This is a genomic window from Vreelandella songnenensis, from assembly GCF_003002925.1.
In the GTDB taxonomy this organism is placed as follows: domain Bacteria; phylum Pseudomonadota; class Gammaproteobacteria; order Pseudomonadales; family Halomonadaceae; genus Vreelandella; species Vreelandella songnenensis.
The window spans coordinates 432,354-452,391 of sequence record NZ_PVTK01000001.1; the positions used below are offsets into that span (position 1 = coordinate 432,354).

Annotated in this window: 16 protein-coding genes and 3 tRNA genes; 6 read left to right on the forward strand and 13 right to left on the reverse strand. The window is 60.2% G+C overall.

Annotation, left to right across the window (positions count from 1 at the left end; all coding sequences use genetic code 11):
• Positions 1-103: 103 nt before the first annotated feature.
• From B0H98_RS01865 to nrdR, 10 genes are all read right to left on the reverse strand, one after another.
• Positions 104-2,269, reverse strand: coding sequence for a methyl-accepting chemotaxis protein (locus tag B0H98_RS01865; RefSeq protein WP_106373371.1), 2,166 nt, complete (start codon positions 2,267-2,269; stop codon positions 104-106).
• A 153-nt stretch (positions 2,270-2,422) separates the two neighbouring features.
• Entirely contained in the window at positions 2,423-4,885 is a 2,463-nt protein-coding gene (gene lon / locus B0H98_RS01870) for an endopeptidase La (RefSeq protein WP_106373372.1), read from the reverse strand.
• Positions 4,886-4,978: 93 nt separating this feature from the next.
• A complete protein-coding gene (locus tag B0H98_RS01875; protein ID WP_106373373.1) occupies positions 4,979-6,235 on the reverse strand; it encodes a DUF945 family protein in 1,257 nt (418 codons plus the stop codon).
• A 111-nt stretch (positions 6,236-6,346) separates the two neighbouring features.
• Entirely contained in the window at positions 6,347-6,820 is a 474-nt protein-coding gene (locus tag B0H98_RS01880) for a phosphatidylglycerophosphatase A family protein (protein ID WP_106373374.1), read from the reverse strand.
• Positions 6,817-7,794 (reverse strand): thiamine-phosphate kinase, encoded by a 978-nt coding sequence (gene thiL / locus B0H98_RS01885; protein ID WP_106373375.1) that lies wholly within the window; start codon positions 7,792-7,794, stop codon positions 6,817-6,819. Before thiL ends, B0H98_RS01880 begins: the two co-directional genes overlap by 4 nt.
• A 36-nt stretch (positions 7,795-7,830) precedes the next feature.
• Complete coding sequence (gene nusB, locus B0H98_RS01890) at positions 7,831-8,334, reverse strand: transcription antitermination factor NusB (RefSeq protein ID WP_106373376.1); 504 nt, start codon at positions 8,332-8,334, stop codon at positions 7,831-7,833.
• Positions 8,331-8,819 (reverse strand): 6,7-dimethyl-8-ribityllumazine synthase, encoded by a 489-nt coding sequence (ribH, locus tag B0H98_RS01895; protein ID WP_106373377.1) that lies wholly within the window; start codon positions 8,817-8,819, stop codon positions 8,331-8,333. The genes nusB and ribH overlap by 4 nt, the downstream gene beginning before the upstream one ends.
• Positions 8,820-8,823: 4 nt before the next feature.
• On the reverse strand, positions 8,824-9,990 hold the full coding sequence (ribBA, locus tag B0H98_RS01900) for a bifunctional 3,4-dihydroxy-2-butanone-4-phosphate synthase/GTP cyclohydrolase II (protein ID WP_106373378.1): 1,167 nt from the start codon (positions 9,988-9,990) through the stop codon (positions 8,824-8,826).
• Between the two features lie 101 nt (positions 9,991-10,091).
• Complete coding sequence (gene ribD / locus B0H98_RS01905; protein WP_106373862.1) at positions 10,092-11,210, reverse strand: bifunctional diaminohydroxyphosphoribosylaminopyrimidine deaminase/5-amino-6-(5-phosphoribosylamino)uracil reductase RibD; 1,119 nt, start codon at positions 11,208-11,210, stop codon at positions 10,092-10,094.
• Positions 11,211-11,241: 31 nt separating this feature from the next.
• Positions 11,242-11,742: a transcriptional regulator NrdR gene (nrdR, locus tag B0H98_RS01910; RefSeq protein ID WP_106373379.1), complete on the reverse strand. Its 501-nt coding sequence runs from the start codon at positions 11,740-11,742 to the stop codon at positions 11,242-11,244.
• A 249-nt stretch (positions 11,743-11,991) separates the two neighbouring features.
• Between nrdR and B0H98_RS01915 the strand changes: the two genes are divergently transcribed.
• Entirely contained in the window at positions 11,992-13,752 is a 1,761-nt protein-coding gene (locus tag B0H98_RS01915; RefSeq protein ID WP_106373380.1) for a sugar phosphorylase, read from the forward strand.
• A 241-nt stretch (positions 13,753-13,993) separates the two neighbouring features.
• On the opposite strand, the gene B0H98_RS01920 is transcribed toward B0H98_RS01915, so the two are convergent.
• The 3 genes from B0H98_RS01920 to B0H98_RS01930 all read right to left on the reverse strand — a co-directional run bounded on the left by B0H98_RS01920 (position 13,994) and on the right by B0H98_RS01930 (position 14,322).
• A tRNA-Asn gene (locus B0H98_RS01920) sits at positions 13,994-14,069 on the reverse strand.
• 54 nt (positions 14,070-14,123) lie between these two features.
• Positions 14,124-14,199, reverse strand: a tRNA-Asn gene (locus B0H98_RS01925).
• A 47-nt stretch (positions 14,200-14,246) separates the two neighbouring features.
• Positions 14,247-14,322: transfer RNA gene (locus B0H98_RS01930), tRNA-Asn, on the reverse strand.
• Between the two features lie 183 nt (positions 14,323-14,505).
• On the opposite strand from B0H98_RS01930, the gene miaB reads away from it, so the two are divergent.
• From miaB to lnt, 5 genes are all read left to right on the forward strand, one after another.
• A complete protein-coding gene (gene miaB, locus B0H98_RS01935; RefSeq protein WP_106373381.1) occupies positions 14,506-15,849 on the forward strand; it encodes a tRNA (N6-isopentenyl adenosine(37)-C2)-methylthiotransferase MiaB in 1,344 nt (447 codons plus the stop codon).
• 87 nt (positions 15,850-15,936) lie between these two features.
• Positions 15,937-17,016: a PhoH family protein gene (locus B0H98_RS01940; protein ID WP_106373382.1), complete on the forward strand. Its 1,080-nt coding sequence runs from the start codon at positions 15,937-15,939 to the stop codon at positions 17,014-17,016.
• Positions 17,013-17,474, forward strand: a complete 462-nt coding sequence (gene ybeY / locus B0H98_RS01945) for an rRNA maturation RNase YbeY (protein WP_106373383.1) — start codon at positions 17,013-17,015, stop codon at positions 17,472-17,474. Before B0H98_RS01940 ends, ybeY begins: the two co-directional genes overlap by 4 nt.
• Positions 17,475-17,605: 131 nt before the next feature.
• Positions 17,606-18,490 (forward strand): HlyC/CorC family transporter, encoded by an 885-nt coding sequence (locus B0H98_RS01950; protein WP_106373384.1) that lies wholly within the window; start codon positions 17,606-17,608, stop codon positions 18,488-18,490.
• Between the two features lie 16 nt (positions 18,491-18,506).
• The gene (lnt, locus tag B0H98_RS01955; RefSeq protein WP_106373385.1) at positions 18,507-19,979 is read left to right on the forward strand and encodes an apolipoprotein N-acyltransferase; all 1,473 of its coding nucleotides are present in this window, start codon (positions 18,507-18,509) and stop codon (positions 19,977-19,979) included.
• Positions 19,980-20,038: the final 59 nt, after the last annotated feature.

Below are 20,038 nucleotides of genomic sequence, written 5' to 3' on the forward strand. Positions count from 1 at the left end.
CCGCTCGTTCGGCGGCGGGTAAGTGAATCCAGCGCTCCAGATTGTGGCATGAGCGCCTTCATCAGACCAGATGTAGGGAACGGCCATCACAGGTTATACAGGGTCAGAACGCTTCCCACTGATCATGCTGAGAGACGGCTTCCCACTTTTTCGCAGACGGCTTTTCATCCGAGGCTAGAGGCTTAGGCAGTTTCTGCGGCTTTTGATGGAGGTGCTGCAGCGCTTCGCGGGCGGTATTGACGTTCTCTTCCTGAGCGCCCTTGAGGCGGAAAGCGCCTACCACGTTGGCCAGCTCGAACGCTTCCAGCGACAGGTTATCGGCGGAGGCGGCAATGGACTGCACCTTGGAAGCGTTTTGCTGGGTAACGTGGTCCATCTCGGCCACGGCTGAATTGATCTGGCCTATACCGCTATTCTGCTCGCTGGAAGCGGTGCTGATGGACTCCATCAGGCTACTGACCCGGTTGACCTGCTGCATGACGTTTTCGATGGCGCGCTCAGCCTGCTCTACCGCGCTTCGCCCACTGCCGACTTCCTGGGTGGTACTGTCGATCATCCGGCGAATTTCCTGGGCGGCTTCGGCACTGCGCCCGGCCAGGTTACGCACCTCGCTTGCCACCACGGCAAAGCCACGGCCGTGTTCCCCGGCCCGCGCTGCCTCCACAGAGGCGTTGAGCGCCAGGATGTTGGTCTGAAAAGCGATACCGTCGATGACGCTGATCATCTCGGTCATCTTGTCCGCACTTTGGGCGATGCGCTGCATACGCTCTACCAGCGCCTCCATCTGCTTGCCGGTATCGCGGGTACTGGCGGCGTTCTGCTGGGCAAGCTCGGTCGCCTGACGGGCGTTTTGCGTATTCTGCTGCACGGTGGAGGTCATCTCCTCCATGCTGGCGGCCGTCTGCTGAAGCGATGAAGCCTGCTGCTCGGTGCGCGAGGCAAGCTCTTCGTTCTCCGCGGCGATTTCCCGGATCGCGGGGGTAACCACCGCCACTCGGCTATCCAGGTCGTTGACGATGCTGGCCAGGCTAAAGCGCATGGTATCCAGCGAATAGAGCAGCTCCCCCAGCTCGTCGTTGGTTTTATGCCGTTCGCTGGCGGCCAGGTTGCCGGCTGCAATCTGGAAGGTCAGATGGCGGGCGCCGGCCAGGCCGTTCAATACGCTGCGTAGAATGAATACGCTTAGCCCGATCAGTACCAGTAGTCCTATTCCGATCAATGCCAGTTGAGCAATCAGCATGTGCTGGCGGCTGCGCTGGGCATCTGCTACTAGCGCCTGGGCCTGACGCCGCTCCTGAGTTACCAGTTCAGCGTTCATCTCACGCAGCGCGTCGGTATGAGGTTGAATGGTATCGGTCAGCGCCTCGAACGCGGCAAACCCGTTGCCGGTCTGAACGGCGTTCAGTGCGGTATCCACACTTGTCAGCCACTCATTCAGCGTCGTGTCGAAGGCCGCTATGACGTCATTCCCGGCCTCCCCCTCTGCCTTGAATGCCCGCCACAGTTCTTGCAAAGAGGCGGTGTGCTCCTGCATTTCAACGTCCAAGGCGTCTGTGTCAGCACGGCGGGGATTACGCACGGCCGGTTCAAGCGCCTCAAGGCTCTGACCCAGGTGGCGCTCGATACGCTGCAGGTTGGCAATGGACTCAAGGCCCGAGTGGTTGAGTGTATCCAGGCGCTCACCGGACTCCATCACCCCGTAAATGCCCAGGCCGCCGGCAAGACACAGCAGCATGAGGGCGGCAGCGACCATGGTGATCAGCTTGGCTTTCAGGCTGGTGACATTGAACCGCGCCCATAAACCGGCCAGCCCCTTACGGCGCAACGCCCCTTGTGCCAGCTTGTAGCGTCGGGTGCTGCCTTTTTCGCGCAGTTCTGCATAAACCGGGGCAGCCTGCGCCACGGCTTCCGGCACCGCCTTGCGCCGTACGGAGGTATAACCCACTACCCGGTCGCCATCCTTGAGCGGCGCCACCGTTGCGTTGACCCAGTAGTAATCACCGTTCTTGCGCCGGTTCTTGACCAGCCCCTGCCAGGTACCCCCCGCCTGAATGGTCTTCCAGAAATCTGCATAGGCGGCTTCAGGCATATCTGGATGACGCAGCAGGTTATGCGGTGCGCCAATAAGCTCCTCACGCGTATAGCCACTGACATCCACAAAGGTAGAATTGGCAAACGTCACCCGCCCCTTCAGATCAGAGCGTGAAATCAGCACGGCTTCATCACTCAGGACATATTCGCGCTGAGTAACAGGTTGGTTGTTGCGCATGGGGATCCCCGGAAAGTTTCTAATTCTTTTTTATCAAACCCATTCTCGCTTTCTATCATGAAATTAAATTAACGAATAGCTATGAAAAAACGCCGTACTTTCGTACGGCGTCGTATTGCAGCTCAGTGAAATGGCTTTAAAATTAGCAGACTACTAATCCTTGAAGACCACCTTGGCCACATCCTGATAGCGATTGGCGAAATGCACCGTCATGCCTGCCTTTAGATACTCCGGCAGCTCGTCGTAATCGCGGCGGTTGGCTTCGGGCAGAATCACCTCGAAGATATCGCTGCGCCGGGCGGCAATTACCTTCTCACGAATACCACCAACTGGCAGTACCTGACCTGTCAGCGTCAGCTCACCGGTCATCGCCAGAGGGCGGTTGATCGACTGGTGCTTGGCCAGCGAGAGCAGCGCTGTGGTCATGGTGACACCAGCGGAAGGCCCGTCCTTGGGTGTCGCGCCTTCCGGCACGTGCAGGTGTACAAAGGCAGAGTCGAAGAAGTCGGCATCGGCGCCATATTCCTGCAGATGGCCGAGTGTGTAGCTGTAGGCGATATTGGCTGACTCTTTCATGACATCGCCCAGCTTGCCGGTCAGCTTGAAGCCGCGGTCCAGCGCATGCACCTTACCGGCTTCAATTGGCAGCGTCGCGCCGCCCATGGACGTCCAGGCAAGCCCGGTGACCACGCCTTCCCCCTTGAGCACTTTTTCCTTGCGAAAGATCGGCGCGCCCAGAAACTCTTCCAGGTTCTTGACCGAGATCTTGACGGTTTCGGGCTCCTCTTCAAGAAGCTTGACCGCCGCCTTGCGCACGATGCGATGCAGCTGTTTCTCAAGCTGACGCACACCGGCTTCCCGGGCATAACCATCGATGACCTGCTTCAGCGCCGCATCGGAGAGATTGATGCGCTTCTTGGACAGGTTGTCACGCTTGAGTAGCTTGGGCCACAGGTGGTTCTTGGCGATGGCCAGCTTCTCTTCGGCGATATAGCCGGAAAGACGAATCTGCTCCATGCGGTCCAGAAGCGGGCCGGGGATCGAGTCCAGCGTGTTGGCCGTACAGATGAACAGCACCTTGGAAAGGTCCATCCGTACATCCAGATAGTGATCCAGGAAATCGACGTTCTGCTCGGGGTCGAGCACCTCGAGTAGCGCCGAGGCGGGGTCACCCTGGAACGACTGACCGAGCTTGTCGATCTCATCGAGCATGATGACCGGGTTCTCGACTTCCACTTCCTTGAACGCCTGGACCAATTTGCCCGGCATGGCGCCGACGTAGGTACGCCGGTGCCCCTTGATTTCCGCCTCATCGCGCATTCCGCCTACCGAGAAGCGATAGAACTCACGGCCCAGCGCTTCGGCAATCGAGCGGCCAATAGAGGTTTTACCCACCCCGGGCGGGCCAACGAGTAGAACAATCGAGCCACCGACGTCGCCCTTGAACGTGCCTTCGGCCAGAAACTCGACGATGCGCTCTTTCACATCTTGCAGGCCGTCGTGGTCGCGGTTGAGCACGTCCCGGGCATGGCCCAGGTCAAGCTTGTCCTGGCTGGTCACGCCCCAAGGTAAAGAGGTCAGCCAATCCAGATAGTTGCGGGTGGTGCCGTACTCCGGCGAGCCGGTTTCCAGCACGCTGAGCTTGTTGAGCTCATCATCGATTCGCCCCTGCACCCGCTCGGGCACAACCAGCGATTCAAGGCGGTTTCTAAAGGTGTCGACGTCGTTTTCGCGGTCATCCTTGGAGATGCCCAACTCGCGCTGAATGACTTTCAGCTGCTCGCGCAGGAAGAACTCGCGCTGACGGTCCTGCATCTGTGCATTGACCTGCTCGCTGATCTCGCTTTGCAGTTGGGCAACGTCAATTTCCTTGCGCAGCAGCGGCAGCACCTTGTGCATTCGCTCGGCCACCGGCAGTGTCGCCAGCACGTCCTGAAGTTCTGGGCCCTTGGCGGAGGTGATCGCGGCGGCAAAATCGGTCAGCGGGCCGGGCTGGTGGGGGCTGAAGCGGTTGAGGTAGTGCTTGAGCTCTTCGCCGTAAAGCGGGTTGATCGGCAGCAGTTCCTTGATGCCGTTGATGATCGCCATGGCGTAGGCACGGGTCTCTTCGTTCTCCGCATCCACCGGCTCTTTTGGATAGGTGACTTCCACCAGATAAGGTGGCTCCTTGGAAAGCCAGCGCTTTATCTGAAAGCGCTGCACGCCCTGGGCAATGAACTGGATCTGCTGATCCTCGCCCTTGAGCTTGTGCACTTTCACCGCGGTACCAATGGCCGGGAAGTCGTCGTGGTCGAGCGATTCCACCCCGCCCTCGCCTACAAAGGCAACGCCCAAGGTCTTGTGAGGCGTATTACCCACCCGGCGCATGGTCTCTTCCCAGCGTTCGCGGTTGATGACCAGCGGCTGTACCTGAGCGGGGAAAAAAGGGCGGTTATGAATAGGGAGAAGATAGATACGTTCGGGCAGCATATCGCTGGCGGGCACCAGCGAGTTGACCTTTTCGCCGTCGGAGCGATGCATCTGATCGTTTGCACCACTTCCCTCATGGGACGAATGGTCGTCTTCAGCCAGCCAGTCGAGATTATCGTGATCGCGGTCGTAATCCTGGTCGCTCATGCGCACTCCCATAAACAGATATCGGCGGTCACGCCGCCTGTGACTGCCTATGGAATGTGGGCGCTGCGCTGAAACTTCAACCCTTGGGGCGCGCTATTGTGACCAGAGATCCGGCATGGGCCGGCCATTGACCCGCCAATCGCCGCGAATCACGTCAAACTGCAGCTCGCGGGTACCCAGCGGCAATCCAAGCCAGAGTGCTGCTACCGTGGGCGCGTCATGCCAGATGAAATCGCCGTCCAGGCGTTCAAACCAGCGCTCGCGGACTTCAGGCGATTCAAGGCGGGTGACACTGAGCTGGTCAAGCTTGCGGGCATCGAAGAACAGCGCCCCGTCGGCATCCAGCTGAATCCCCAGCAAGGGGCTTTCCAGGGCGACGGTAGACACATCCAGGCGCGGCGAATCGCTCAGCACTTGAAGCAGGTCCGGCTCGAGCCGGGCCAGCAGGCCCTCTGCCATGGGCAGGCTGGTATCTCCCCAGGCGGCTTCCTGACGTAGCCGTCGAATGGTCTGGCGGATGGCATCGGCATTCAGGCGCGAAAGCTCCATTTCAATACGCCCGTTGAGCAGCGGCGTATCCGGCGCCTCAGAAGGCACCATCATGTCCCCCATGATCAGCTCACCCTTGATGCGCAGCTCGCTCTCGTCCAGCACCATGTGGCTATGCAGGTTGAGCGGGGCCAGCTGAATCTCGTAGGCTGGATAGCGCAGCGTCAGAGCATCGATCTGCAGGTGGTCGCGCTGAGCGAAATGGTAGGCGTCGTCAATGTAGGTATAGCGGCTTTCCAGCAGCGCAGGCCCCAGCGTCAGTTGCGCCGCTCCATCGGTCAGCGCGAGCTGATCGAGCCGCAGGCGCAGGCGCCAGTCGCCAAACATGCCTTCCAGGCGCAGCCTTGCACCGCGCACTTCAAGCTCGCGCCCGCTTTGCTGAATGATGAAAGGGGCCAACGCAAGCTGTAGTTCGCTGCGCCCGCTCAGGGTGTGGTAACGCCCTTTCCAGCGCGGCGCCGATGCGGCGGTGACTTCACCCACGGCGCGCTGCAGGGCAGTATCCAGGCGGGGCAGAAAGGTGCCTTCCACATCGGTGCTCAGGATGCCGTGGCGGGCGTTATAGGTAAGCTCAAGGCGCCAGGGGCGGCCCAGCAAGGGAGAAAGCAGAAGCCGCCCTTGGGAACTTAACCAGCCCCGGCTACTCTCAGGACGGGTAACGCGCCATTCACCGCGCGCTTCCAGATCCTCGAGCGCCTGGCGCAGGCTGCGCTCAAACAGCACGCTGGACAGCAGTTGCCCTGCCATCCAGATAACGGCTATCGCCGCCAGAATAGGGACGATCAATCGTTCCTTGCGCATGCCATCTCCTTGAGCAACCGCACCAGTAGGGAGTGATTTTGTCTTGGCGTTACCTGTCGTTATGTTTCAGCAGACCAAGGCCTGCTGGCGTTGATTATGCGATATGACGTCTTAGTGGAGCCAGTACCAGAGGTGCAGCGTACTCCAGGCGTAGATGCCTGCCATTACATCATCGATCATGATGCCAAAGCCACCGGCGACCCGCCGGTCTGCCCAACGGATGGGCCAGGGTTTGAACACATCGAAGATGCGGAACACGATAAAGCCCCACAGCGCCGCTTCCCAGGAAAACGGTACCGCGGCCATGGTGATCCAGTAGCCCACGAACTCATCCCAGACAATGCCTGAATGGTCATGCACACCCAAGTCATGGGACGTTTTATCGCACAGCCACACGCCGACGACAAAAGCCACCAGCACGATGCCCAGATACCAACCTAACGGCAGATCCGCCATCATCCAATAAAAAGGGATGGCGGCGAGCGTCCCGAACGTGCCCGGCGCCCAGGGCACGGTACCACTGCCTAATCCAAACGCGAAAAAATGCGTTGGGCGACGCCACACACTTGATGGTGCACGGTTCATGGCGTTCCCTCATTAAAATGCTGCCAACCAGCGCGACCGCCAGAGGGTATGCCCTGCACACCCGGCGTCTCGCTGCAGTGGCCGATAACCGTCAATCCAAGCCCGAAACCGCTTAGCCGCTGCTGCGCCTCTTCGACCTTCTCGGGCGCCAGCGTCACCAGCAGCTCATAATCATCGCCACCGGAAAGCGCGGCCTGACGCGCGGCTTCACCACCCAGCGCTTCTTCAAGCCCTTGTGCCAGCGGCAACGCCTCGATATCCAGCACAGCGCCCACGCTTGAGGCATGACGAACATGGCCAAGATCCGCAAGCAGGCCATCTGAAATATCGATGGCGGCTGAGGCGAGCCCTAAAAGCGCCTCGCCCGCCGCCAGCCGTGGTTCGGGCAGCAGATAACGCTGTAGCAGCGGATGCTCAAGGTGGCGTTCGCCACGCTGCCAGAGCGCAAGCCCGCCGGCACCGCCGCCCAGCTCCCCGGTCACGGCGATCACATCGCCAGGCCGGGCGCCATCACGGCGCAGGGCCTGGCCTTGAGGCGTCTCCCCCATCACCGTCACGCCAACGGTCAGTGCCCCTGAGGTCACGTCACCGCCGGCAAGCGTGGTGGCGTGACGCTGGCACAGGGTATGAAACCCCTGACCAAAGCCTTCCATCCACGCATGCGTCGCGGCATCGTCGGCAAAGCGGCGCTGGTCAAGCGTCAGCGCCATGAAACACCAGCGCGACTTCGCCCCCATGGCCGCCAGGTCGCTCAGCGCCACCGCCAGTGCACGGTGGCCCACCGCAAATGCAGGGGCATCACCGGGAAAGTGAACATCGACTACCGAGGTATCCACGCTGACCGCCAGCTGATGACCCGCTTGAGGCACTAACAGGGCAGCGTCGTCGCCGCTGCCCAGTGCGACACCATCTGCCGCGTGTCGCGTAGGCGATGGCATCAGATAACGGCGAATCAAATCAAATTCGGCAAGCACAAAGGCCCCTTAAACACAGTATCAGACGGCGCGCCGTTATAAACGGCGGGCGCTGACTTCGGCACTTCTCAAGCGGTTAGCCAGCTTGTCGAGAATGCCGTTTACGTATTTATGGCCGTCGGTGGCGCCAAACGACTTGGCAAGCTCAACACCTTCATTGATGACGACCCGGTAGGGTACTTCCATGCGCCGGGAAAGCTCGTAGGCACCCAGGCGAAGAATGGCAAGTTCCACCGCGTCCAGATCTTCCAGGCGGCGGTCTAGAAGCGGGGATATTTCCCGGTCGAGCTCGGCCTTGAAGCGCGCCGTGTTGTGCAGCAATTCATGGAAAAGCGCCTTGTCGGCAATCTCCATGACCTTGACCCAGTTCTCATGATCTTCAAGATCATCATCGGCCACCTGGCTTCGAAACTCGGCCTCGACGCTTGTGATCGACTTGCCGGTCATCTGCCACTGGTAGAGCCCCTGAACCGCCAGCTCGCGGGCCGCATGACGGCTCTGCTGGGCGGCGGACGGCTTACGCTCACGGCGTTCACTCATTGTGAATCTCCTGCCGGTAACGCACGCAGCAGGGAAACCATTTCCATGGCGGCCATGGCGGCTTCGGTACCTTTATTGCCCGCCTTGGTACCAGCACGCTCGATTGCCTGCTCGATGGACTCGACGGTCAGTACGCCGTTGGCCACCGGGGTCTCGAACTCAAGCTGCAGCTGATTGATGGCAGTGTTGCAGCCACCCGCCACATATTCAAAATGCGGGGTGCCGCCGCGAATCACCGCGCCAAGTGCGATGACCGCATCCGGCTTCATCACTTTCAGAACGCGCTTGACGGCCAGCGGCAGTTCCCAGGCGCCCGGTACGTGAACGAGATGAATGTTTTCGGCATCGACGCCATGGCGCGTCAGGCTGTCGATCGCGCCTTCCACCAGGCTATCCACTACGTGATGGTTGAATCGTCCAACCACGATAACGTACCGACCATCGACGTCGACAAACGTACCTTCTACTTGAGAGAGGGATTGCATCAATTTATTCCTGCTGAGAATTTGGCTCATACGCCGTGTCATTGGGACCTACCAGCTCTATGACTTCAAGATCGAAGCCTGAAAGCGCTGAAAACTTCCACGGGGAGCTTAATAGCCGCATTTTCCCCACGCCGAGATGGCGCAGAATCTGCGAGCCAGTACCAATCGTTAAATAGTTGCCCGTGCCATCGGAGTCGCTGGTGCGCGGCTGGCGCACACGATCCAGAAACACGTCCAACTGGTCTTTCAAATCCTGATGCGGACGCCCGTCATCAATCAGCACCAGCACACCCGCGGGTGCGCTGGCGATCTCTTCCAGCGCCTGCTGGGCATTCCAGCGGCCCTGCTCACCCTTGTTCAGGCCCAGCACATCGCGCAGCGTGTCGGCCAGGTGAACGCGCACGGTCGTCGCCTGCTCGGGAGTGGGCTGGCCCTTGACCAGCGCCATGTGGTGCGCCCCCTGAATGCGGTCGCGAAACACGTGCAGGGCAAGCTCGCCCTGGGTCGTGGAAACCTCGGTGGTTTCCACATGGTCTATCGTCTGCTCGTTGATGATCCGGTAGTGAATCAGGTCGGCAATGGTGCCGATCTTGATGTCGTGCTCGCGGGCAAACGCTTCAAGCTCGGGCCGGCGTGCCATGCTGCCGTCGTCGTTCATGATCTCGCAGATCACGCCGCTGGGGTCGCAGCCTGCCAGTGCCGCCAGGTCACAGGCGGCTTCGGTGTGGCCGGCGCGGCGCAGTACGCCACCAGGCTCGGCCATCAGCGGAAAGATATGCCCGGGCTGGACGATATCGGTCGGCTTGGCGTAGGGCGCGCAGGCGGCCTGAACGGTACGCGCCCGGTCAGCGGCAGAAATGCCCGTGGTCACGCCTTGGGTCGCTTCGATCGAAAGCGTGAACTTGGTGCCGAAACCTGAGCCGTTGTCACGTACCATCAGCGGCAGATTGAGCTGCTCACAGCGCTCGCGCGTCATCGGCATGCAGATAAGGCCGCGCGCAAAACGCGCCATGAAGTTGATATGCTCAGCTTCGACCTTTTCGGCGGCCATGATGATATCGCCTTCATTCTCGCGATCCTCATCGTCCATGAGAATCACCATCTTGCCCTGGCGGATATCGTCCACCAGCTCGGCAATAGAGGCCAGGCCCCCAGAGGAGGTGTGCGCCATGAAATCTCCCAAATATGTGTTCACACGGTCGGCGAAATTGACGACGACAAAATTGACGACGCTGAAATTGACGACAGAGTACCCTGCTATTGCTGCGTGCGCTAGTCGGGCTGCGGGGTGGCGATAATACGCCAATCGCGGCCTACCGCGCGCATATCGTGAATCGTCAAACGCCGCTGATCGGCCATGCGTGAAAGCCCGGGCAGTGCAAAAAGCGGCCTGGCTTCGCCGCCCAGCAGCGTAGGCGCGACAAATAGCTGCAGCTCATCCACCAGGCGTGCATCGAGCAGTGCACCGGCCAGCGTCGCGCCGGTTTCCACCAGAAGCTCGTTGACCTGCTCGTGTTCGGCAAGCCAGCCCAGCAGTTCCTCGAGCGGTAAACGCCCGTCCATGCCAGGCTCGAAAACGTGTATTTCGGCGCCGGCAGCGGTCAGCTTCTCGCGCTTTTCCGGTGAGTGATCCGGCGTGGTCATGACCAGCGTGCGGCCGGGTTCGCTCAGGCAGGCGGCAGCAAGCGGCAAACGCAGCCGGGTATCCAGAATTACCCGCAAAGGCTGGCGCAGCACAACGCTTTCGGCGTTATCCAGCTGCAGCTGCTCGGCACGCAGGGTCAGCCGCGAATCGTCCATGATGATGGATTCGACGCCGCTCAGAATCGCACTTGAGCGCGCCCGCAGGCGCTGCACGTGGCTGCGGGCCTCGGGCCCGGTTATCCACTGAGACTCGCCCGAGCCCATGGCCGTGCGGCCATCCAGACTCATGGCCATCTTGAGACGTACAAACGGGCGCTTGTGCTGCATCCGGGCAATGAAACCCGGGTTCAGAGCGCGCGCGTCCTGCTCGAGAAGACCCACGCTGACTTCGATACCTGCCGCCCGAAGTAGCTCTATCCCCCTCCCGCTCACCTGCGGGTTAGGGTCCACCATGGCCACTATCACCCGTGCCACCTGGGCATTCTTGAGCGCTACTGCGCAGGGCCCGGTTCGTCCAGTGTGCGAGCAAGGCTCCAGCGTCACGTATGCCGTCGCGCCTCTGGCATGCTCACCGGCGGCGTTCAGCGCGTGAATTTCGGCATGCGGCTCGCCGGCTCGCCGGTGATACCCCTCGCCCACTACCCGCTCCGGCTGACCGGGTGGCTGCTGCACGATCACGCAGCCGACTCGCGGATTGGGGTCGGTGGTATAAAGCCCCTGGCGGGCAAGCGTCAATGCCCGCGCCATATGGCGGTGATCGGCTTCGCTGAACGCTGCCTCAAGACTCACTGGGCGGCTCCTTTTGCATGGCGGCCGACAGTTGACCGGGCTCTTGTGAGAGCCGGTCGATCTCGGCACGAAACTCGTCCAGGTCCTGGAACTTGCGGTATACCGAGGCAAACCGGATATAGGCAACCTGATCCAGATTCTTCAACGCCTGCATGACCGACTCACCGATATCGCGCGCGTTGATTTCACGGTCGCCCCGGGCGCGCAGGGTCTGGCGAATCCGCTCGACGGCGGCTTCAATGGCTTCGGCGCTGACCGGGCGCTTTTCCAGCGCCCGCACCATGCCGTCGCGCAGTTTGGCTTCGTTGAAGCTTTCCCGCGAGCCGTCGGATTTCACCACGCGAGGCATCAAGAGCTCGGCGGTTTCATAGGTCGTGAAGCGCTCGTGGCAGCTGGCGCACTGGCGACGCCGACGCACCTGATCACCTTCCGCTACCAGTCGCGAATCGGTCACTCGTGTATCGTTTGCACCACAAAAAGGGCAATGCATAGCGGTCAACCCTGTTGTCAGCCCGTGCTGTAAGCCGCACGAATAAGCATGTTATAACCTGTTCTCACTCACTGTTTCCAAGCGCTTCAACTCACTTGCCAGACACAAGTTCACATGCCCGAAGGGTTTAAACGCGGTATTAACCCTGCATTGTAACGATTTGGCACACAAGCTGCATTTATTCGATGTAATTGCTCGATGCAAGTGCTTGATGAACTCAGAAAACAGACGGCTGATGAGGAGACCCGCATGGCGTCGTTCGAAGACACGGTTCATGGTTACCTGACACACCTTTATGGCCCTCGGGCCGACGAGGTCATGCGCCGCTTGCAGCAGCACCTCGAGCATTTCCGTTCATCCACCGCCGCCGCGGGCGCTACCGCCCCATCCGCCGGTCAGGCACCAACCTGGAGCGAAAAGGATCAGTGGCTGATCTGTTATGGTGATTCCATTGTGGATAACGAGACGCCGCCGCTGGCCGTACTCGATGATTTTCTGCAGGCACGCCTGGATGACCGTATCAGCGGAGTTCACGTGCTGCCCTTCTTTCCCTGGAGCAGTGACGACGGTTTCTCGGTCATTCACTACCGCGAAGTCAATCCCGAACTTGGCGATTGGCACCACATTCAAGCACTGGCCAGCCACTATGACGTGATGGCCGACCTGGTGCTCAACCACGTTTCCCGCGAGTCGCTGTGGTTCGTCGACTATTTGAGCGGCAGCCAGCCAGGCCGCGACTACTTTATCGAAGTCGATCCGGACACCGACGTTTCCGCCGTGACCCGCCCGCGCAGCAGCCCGCTTCTGGTGCCGGTATCCACGCGCCGCGGCACCCGCCACCTGTGGGCGACCTTTTCAGAAGACCAGCTCGATTTAAACTTTGAAAACCCGGACGTGCTGCTCGAGTTCGTGGGCATCTTGCTGTTCTATCTTGAACAGGGCACGCGCATGATCCGCCTGGATGCGGTGGCGTTCTTATGGAAGCGGCTTGGCACTTCCTGCATTCACCTGCCCGAAACCCATACCGTGGTACGCCTGCTGCGTGCCATCGTCGACCACGTGGCCCCGGGGACGCTGCTGGTGACCGAAACCAACGTGCCCCACGAAGAGAACCTCAGCTACTTCGGGCTCGAGCGGCTGCCGGATGGCCCGCCCGACGAAGCCCACATGGTGTATCAGTTCACTCTTCCGCCGCTTTTACTGCACACCTTGACCCGGGGCGAGTCCGACACCCTCCAGGCCTGGCTCTCGAGCCTGCCGGTGCTGCCCAGCCACTGCACCTACCTGAACTTTACCGCCAGCCATGACGGCATCGGCGTGCGCCCACTGGAGGGACTACTGCCGGACCACGAGCGCGATGCGCTGCTGGAGTTGATGCACCGCTTCGGCGGTTTTGTCAGCATGCGCAGTAACCCCGACGGCAGCGACACGCCCTACGAGATCAACATCACCTGGTTCGAGGCCATGCGCGGCACCCGTCGCGGGCCGGACCCGTGGCAGGTCGCCCGCTTCTTGTGCAGCCAGGCGATCATGCTGAGCCTGCAGGGCATTCCAGCGCTGTATATTCATACGCTGACCAGCACGCTCAACGATGTAGAAGGCGTCGAGCGCAGCGGTCGCCTGCGCTCGATCAATCGCCGGCGCTGGCAGCGCAGCGAGCTTGACCTGCTGCTGGATAATACCGCCAACCCCACCCACTATATATTCCACGCGCTGTGTCGACTGCTGGAGCAGCGCCGCCAGGAGCCCTGCTTTCATCCGAGCGCGGCGCAGCGAGTGCTTGTCTCGTCGCCGGCGCTTCTGGCCATCGAGCGCGGCCCGCTGGCCGATGGGCGCCGGCTGCTGGCACTTTACAACGTGACCGACAATCCCCTGCCGTTAAGCGAGGCGGGTGAGGCCGTTACTCAAGCACTTGAGCAGCACCGCTGGCGCTCGCTCGACCCAGCAGGCCCGAACGTGGATGAGACCCTGCCGCCCTACGCCGCGCGCTGGCTGGTGGCCATGGTGTGACGAGGCAGCCATGTAAACGCTAGCCAAGAAACACTAGACATGGAACAAGGCGCAACACGTCGACCAGCGCGGGAAGCAGGCATAGCCATGATGACCGCGCTGATTGGCAGAAATCCCAGGCATGCAAAAACACCCGGATGCATCAAGCAGCGGGCAACACGATGAAACGCATGGGAATTGCCGGCATCAACGTCAAGTTGAACCTGGCATTAGCCTTGAAAACAGCGGAAAAATAAAGAGATGGCTCCTCGAGCAGGACTCGAACCTGCGACCCAATGATTAACAGTCATTTGCTCTACCAACTGAGCTATCGAGGAATCACGCGCTACCTGAGACGGCTGACCGAACAGATAGTAAAAGTGGATATAGCTTGGCTCCTCGAACAGGACTCGAACCTGTGACCCAATGATTAACAGTCATTTGCTCTACCAACTGAGCTATCGAGGAACAACCTTAAGCTATTGTGTTTCAAGCAGAGCCACCACGCGGTGTGTTGGCTCCTCGAACAGGACTCGAACCTGTGACCCAATGATTAACAGTCATTTGCTCTACCAACTGAGCTATCGAGGAACTGCTCAAACACGGTGCGTAGTATACTCATAGAAACTTTCAGGTCAAGTATCGATTATGGGTGAACGCTAGCCCCGGGTTTGTTGTGCCCGTATAATAGGGGTTATCCAAAAGTGGCAATGCCCACGACCCGACACTTCATTCATCCCTCGTCCCCCGACGACCCATAGATGACAGGTACCGATGGCGAAGAAGCTCTTCATCAAAACGCACGGCTGCCAAATGAACGAGTACGACTCCTCTCGCATGGCGGATCTGCTCGGCGAATCTCATCAGCTTGAACTGACCGACAACGAGAAGGAAGCCGACGTTATCCTTCTCAACACCTGCTCGATTCGTGAAAAGGCCCAGGAAAAGGTATTTCACCAGCTTGGGCGCTGGAAAAAGCTCAAGGATGCCAATCCTGACCTCGTGATTGGCGTAGGTGGCTGTGTGGCGAGCCAGGAAGGCGAAGCGCTGCGCAAGCGTGCGCCGTTCGTGGACATGGTGTTCGGGCCGCAAACCCTGCACCGCGTACCTTCCATGCTCGATGCAAAGCGCAGCAACCAGATTGCAGCGGTTGACGTTACCTTCCCGGAAATCGAGAAGTTCGACCACCTGCCCCAGCCCAAGTCCGACGGTGCCACTGCGTTTGTCTCGGTCATGGAAGGCTGCTCGAAGTACTGCACCTTCTGCGTGGTGCCCTATACCCGCGGTGAAGAAGTCTCGCGTCCTTTCGAGAAGGTAATGGACGAGGTCATGCACCTGGCCGATCAGGGCGTGCGCGAGATCAACCTGCTGGGCCAGAACGTCAACGCTTACCGGGGCGATAACGAAGACGGCGATGAAATCGATCTTGCCGAGCTGATCGCCTGCGTAGCCGCCGTGGATGGCATTGACCGCGTGCGCTTTACCACTTCCCACCCGGTCGAGTTTACCGACAGCCTGGTGGATGCCTACGCGGACATTCCAGAGCTGGTCAGCCACCTTCACCTGCCGGTGCAGTCGGGCTCCGATCGCATTCTAAGCGCCATGAAGCGTGGCCATACGGCAGAGGAGTACATCGAGAAGATGGAGCGCATCCGCGCCAACCGCCCGGACATCAGCTTCTCGTCTGACTTCATTATCGGTTTCCCCGGCGAAACCGAGGAAGATTTCGAAGCCACCATGGATCTGATCCACCGGATCGGCTTTGATCATTCGTTCAGCTTTGTCTACTCGGCGCGCCCCGGCACACCGGCGGCTTCGCTACCGGATGACACGCCGGAAAGCGTCAAGAAGCAGCGCCTGGCGATTCTCCAGGACCGTATCCTGCAGAACGTGGCCCAGATCAGTCGGCGCATGGTAGGCACCACCCAGCGCATTCTGGTCACCGGCTTCTCGCCCAAGGACCCCGGCCAGCTTTCCGGACGCACCGAGAACAACCGGGTGGTCAACTTCCGCGCGGCCAATCCTACCGAGCTGATCGGCTACTTCGTGGATATCGAGATCACCGAGGCCTTCCCCAACTCGCTGCGCGGCGAGCTGGCATCCTCCGAGCGTTATTGAACGCTCTCTTATCCCAGGTAATTGCCCCGACCCCGGTCGGGGCAGTAAGCTGAGAGCTACATACATCAACTGACGGGTTTCCTACTCTTGAGCCAGCCATCATCTCAGGCCAATCGCATCATTACCCTAAGCCTTGAACCCAACGACCCGCAGCGTCTTGCGAGTCTTTGCGGCCAGCAGGACGAGCACTTGAAGTTGATTGAAAGCCGGCTGGATGTGACGCTGCGCAACCGCGGCAACATGTTCCAGCTTGCCGGAGCGGGCAACCGCATCAAGGCAGCGGCTAACGTACTTGAACACCTTTACCGGGAGACCGCGGCAAGCGAGCTCTCTGCCGATACCGTACACCTGTTTCTACAGGAATCCGGCCTTGAAGCGCTGGAGGAAGAAGAGGACAGCGAAGGCGGCAGCGGCGACGTGGTCATGCGCACACCGCGTACCATGATCAAGCCGCGCGGCCTCAACCAGCAGCGCTACGTGACTAGCATCCGCGAGCACGATATCAATTTCGGTATTGGCCCGGCGGGCACCGGCAAGACCTATCTGGCTGTGGCCGCCGCGGTCGAGGCGCTCAACCAGCAGGAAGTGCGCCGTATCCTTCTGGTCCGCCCGGCAGTAGAAGCCGGTGAAAAGCTGGGGTTCCTGCCCGGCGATCTGGCCCAGAAGATCGACCCCTACCTGCGCCCGCTGTACGACGCGCTGTATGAAATGATCGGCTTCGAGCAGGTCGCCAAGCTGATCGAGCGCCAGGTCATCGAGATAGCGCCGCTTGCCTACATGCGCGGACGTACGCTGAACAACTCCTACATCATTCTCGATGAGAGCCAGAACACCACGCCGGAGCAGATGAAGATGTTCCTGACCCGGATCGGCTTTGGCTCGACGGCGGTCATCACTGGCGACATCACCCAGGTCGACCTGCCGCGCGGACAGCGCTCGGGCCTTTCTCAGGTGCTGGATGTCCTCAAGGACACCCCTGGCATCGGGGTGACTCACTTTGCCGCCAAGGACGTGGTACGCCATCCCCTGGTACAGCGCATCATCGAAGCCTACGACGAATTCGAGTCGCAGCAGGAAGTCGAAGAGCGCGCCCGCCGCGAGGTTCGCCAGCAAGAGCGTGAAGCGCGCATGCAGGCCCAGGAGCGCCGCGGAGACTCACCGCGATGACCGATATCGTGATCGACCGTCAGGCGGCGATCGATGAGCCTGCACTGCCGACTCTTGAACAGCTCACCCACTGGGTGGGCTGTGTGTTTTCTCACCACCCGGACGACGAACGCGACGAGCTGACCATCCGCTTCGTGGATGAAGCGGAAAGCCAGACGTTGAACCGCGACTATCGGGGCAAGGACAAGCCGACCAACGTGCTGTCGTTTCCGTTTGAGAACCCGCCCGGCATCACACTGCCGCTGCTGGGTGATCTGGTCATCTGCCACGCGGTAGTGGCCAGGGAAGCCGACGAGCAGCACAAGCCCCTGGTCAATCACTACGCGCACATGGTGATTCACGGTACGCTGCATCTGATGGGCTATGACCATATCGAAGAGCAGGAAGCCGAGGCGATGGAGCAGCTTGAGCGTACGCTGCTGGCCAGGCTCGATATTCCTGATCCTTATCATGTTTGAGCCAAAAGCCGTTACATTGACCCAGCGTGGCTGGTATAACGCTTCGTGTCAGTGCTAAAACGTTGGCTGGCACACTGCCTATCCATGCACGTGAAGACACCTGCTTGCCCTGTAAACAAGAGATTTGACGCATGAGCGAAGACCGATCGAGCAACCCCAATCAAAAATCCTGGCTCGAGAAACTCTTTGGCGCCCTAACCGGAGACTCCGACGAACCCAGCTCGCGCGATGAGCTGATGACGTTTTTACGCCACACGGCAGGCAAGTTGAAGCTGGATCAAGACGCCATCATGATCATCGAAGGGGCGCTTGAAATCAGCGATCAGCAGGTGCGCGAGGTGCTGATTCCCCGCTCCCAGGTCTCGGCCATTGCCCTTGATCAAGCAAGCGATGGCTATCTGCCGCTCATTCAGGAAACCGGCCACTCACGCTACCCGGTCATTGGCGAAAACCTGGATGACATCAAGGGCATTCTGCTGGTCAAGGACCTGCTGCCGCTGCTCTCCCAGACCCAGGAGAGCCGCGATGCATTCAAGCTCGATGACGTGCTGCGCCCGGCCATGTTCATCCCGGAATCCAAGCGGCTCAACAGCCTGCTCAAGGAGTTTCGCGATACCCATAACCATATGGCGATCGTGGTGGATGAGTACGGCGGCACCGCCGGCATCATTACCATTGAAGACATTCTCGAGCAGATTGTCGGCGATATCGAAGACGAGCACGACACCGACGAAGAGGACGATATCCGCACGCTGGAAAACGGCCACTTCGCCATTCGCGCCCTCACGCCCATCGAAGACTTCAATGACCGCTTTGGCACCGAATTTTCCGATGATGAATTCGACACCGTCGGGGGTCTGGTGATGCAGCAGTTTGGTCACCTGCCCGGCCGCGGTGAGCACACCCGTTTTGGCGGCTGGCGCTTTGTCATCCTCAATGCCGACAACCGGCGCATTCGCCTACTGGAAGCCTACCGCGACAGCGAAGCCGCAGACGACGAGCCGGAAAACGACTAGCCGATAGGATATCACCATGGGGCCGACGCCCGTTTTCATGCTTCAACTGCTGCTGGCGCTTGTCGCGGGCGGCTTTACCACGCTTACCGCCTCCCCCTTCGAACTCTGGTGGCTTGGGCCGGTGGCCATTGCCCTGCTGTATGTAGGCCTGCACACCCTGACGCCTGCCCAGGCGGCACTCAAGGGCTGGCTTTACGGGCTGGCCCTGTTTGCCAGTGGCACCTCCTGGGTCTACGTCTCGATTCACGACTACGGCTATACCGGCGTGCCGCTGGCGGTGTTTCTGACAGGGCTGTTTGTTGCCGTGCTGGCGCTTTTCTACGCCGGCACCTTCTGGCTCTACCGGCGTTTTTTCGGCGCCAGGCTTGCGCTATTGACCTTCGCTGGCGCCTGGGTGCTGGGCGAGGTGCTACGCACCTATCTCTTTACCGGTTTCCCGTGGCTGCTGCTGGGCTCAGGCTACGTTGATTCGCCGCTTGCCAGCTGGGCGCCAATCGGCGGGGTTTACCTGCTTTCGCTGCTGGTGGTGCTGAGCGGCACGCTCGCTGCCGAACTTCTCATGCGCCGCCAATGGTGGGCAGTTGCCCCCTTGGCCGCCATCTGGCTTGTTCCGCTGGCGCTTCCCCAGCAGTGGACCACCCCGGCCGAGACGCCCACCCGCGTGGCGCTTTTACAAGGCAATCTTCCCCAGCTGCTGAAATGGACCCCGGATGGTCAGCGCATTGCCGCCAATACCTACAGCCGCTTGACCGCTGAGGTTGCCGATGAGGCGGATATCATCATCTGGCCGGAAACCGCCCTGCCGATGATGGAAGCCCAGGCCCGCCCGGTGCTCGAACGCGTGCAGGCCAACCTGCCGCCTGGCGTAGCGCTGGTGACGGGGATTGTTCAACTCGATGACGCAAACCGTTATTACAACGGCGTGATCGGTGTGGGCAATGTCGAGGGCAGCTATCAGAAAGAGCACCTGGTGCCGTTTGGCGAGTACCTGCCGCTTGAGAGCGTGCTGCGTGGGGCCATCGACTTTTTCGACCTGCCCATGTCGAGTTTCACCAAAGGTGCTTCTGAACAGACGCCCATGCAGGCCTCAGGCATAAGCCTTGGCAACGCAATCTGCTACGAGATCATCTACCCGCAGCTGGTCGCTCGTCGTGCCGAACAGAGCGATGTCCTGCTCACCGTTTCCAACGATACCTGGTTTGGCGCCTCCATCGGCCCGCACCAGCATTTGCAGATGGCAAGGCTCCGGGCGCTGGAGAACGGCCGCTATGTGATACGTGCCACCAGCAACGGCATTACCGCGATCATCGATGACCAGGGCCGCATCACGGCACAGGCGCCACAGTTTGAAACCACGTCGCTGGTCGGTGAGTTCTACGCCATGCAGGGGTCAACGCCGTTTACGCGGACCGGTAGCTGGCCTGCGTGGCTGCTGGCCGGGCTCATGCTGCTGCCGGGGCTTTACTTGACACGTTGTCGCGGCAAGTAGGCGGCGCCTGCGCGCAGCGCTATAATGCGTCCATCTAACCCACTCAGGTGAAATAGGGT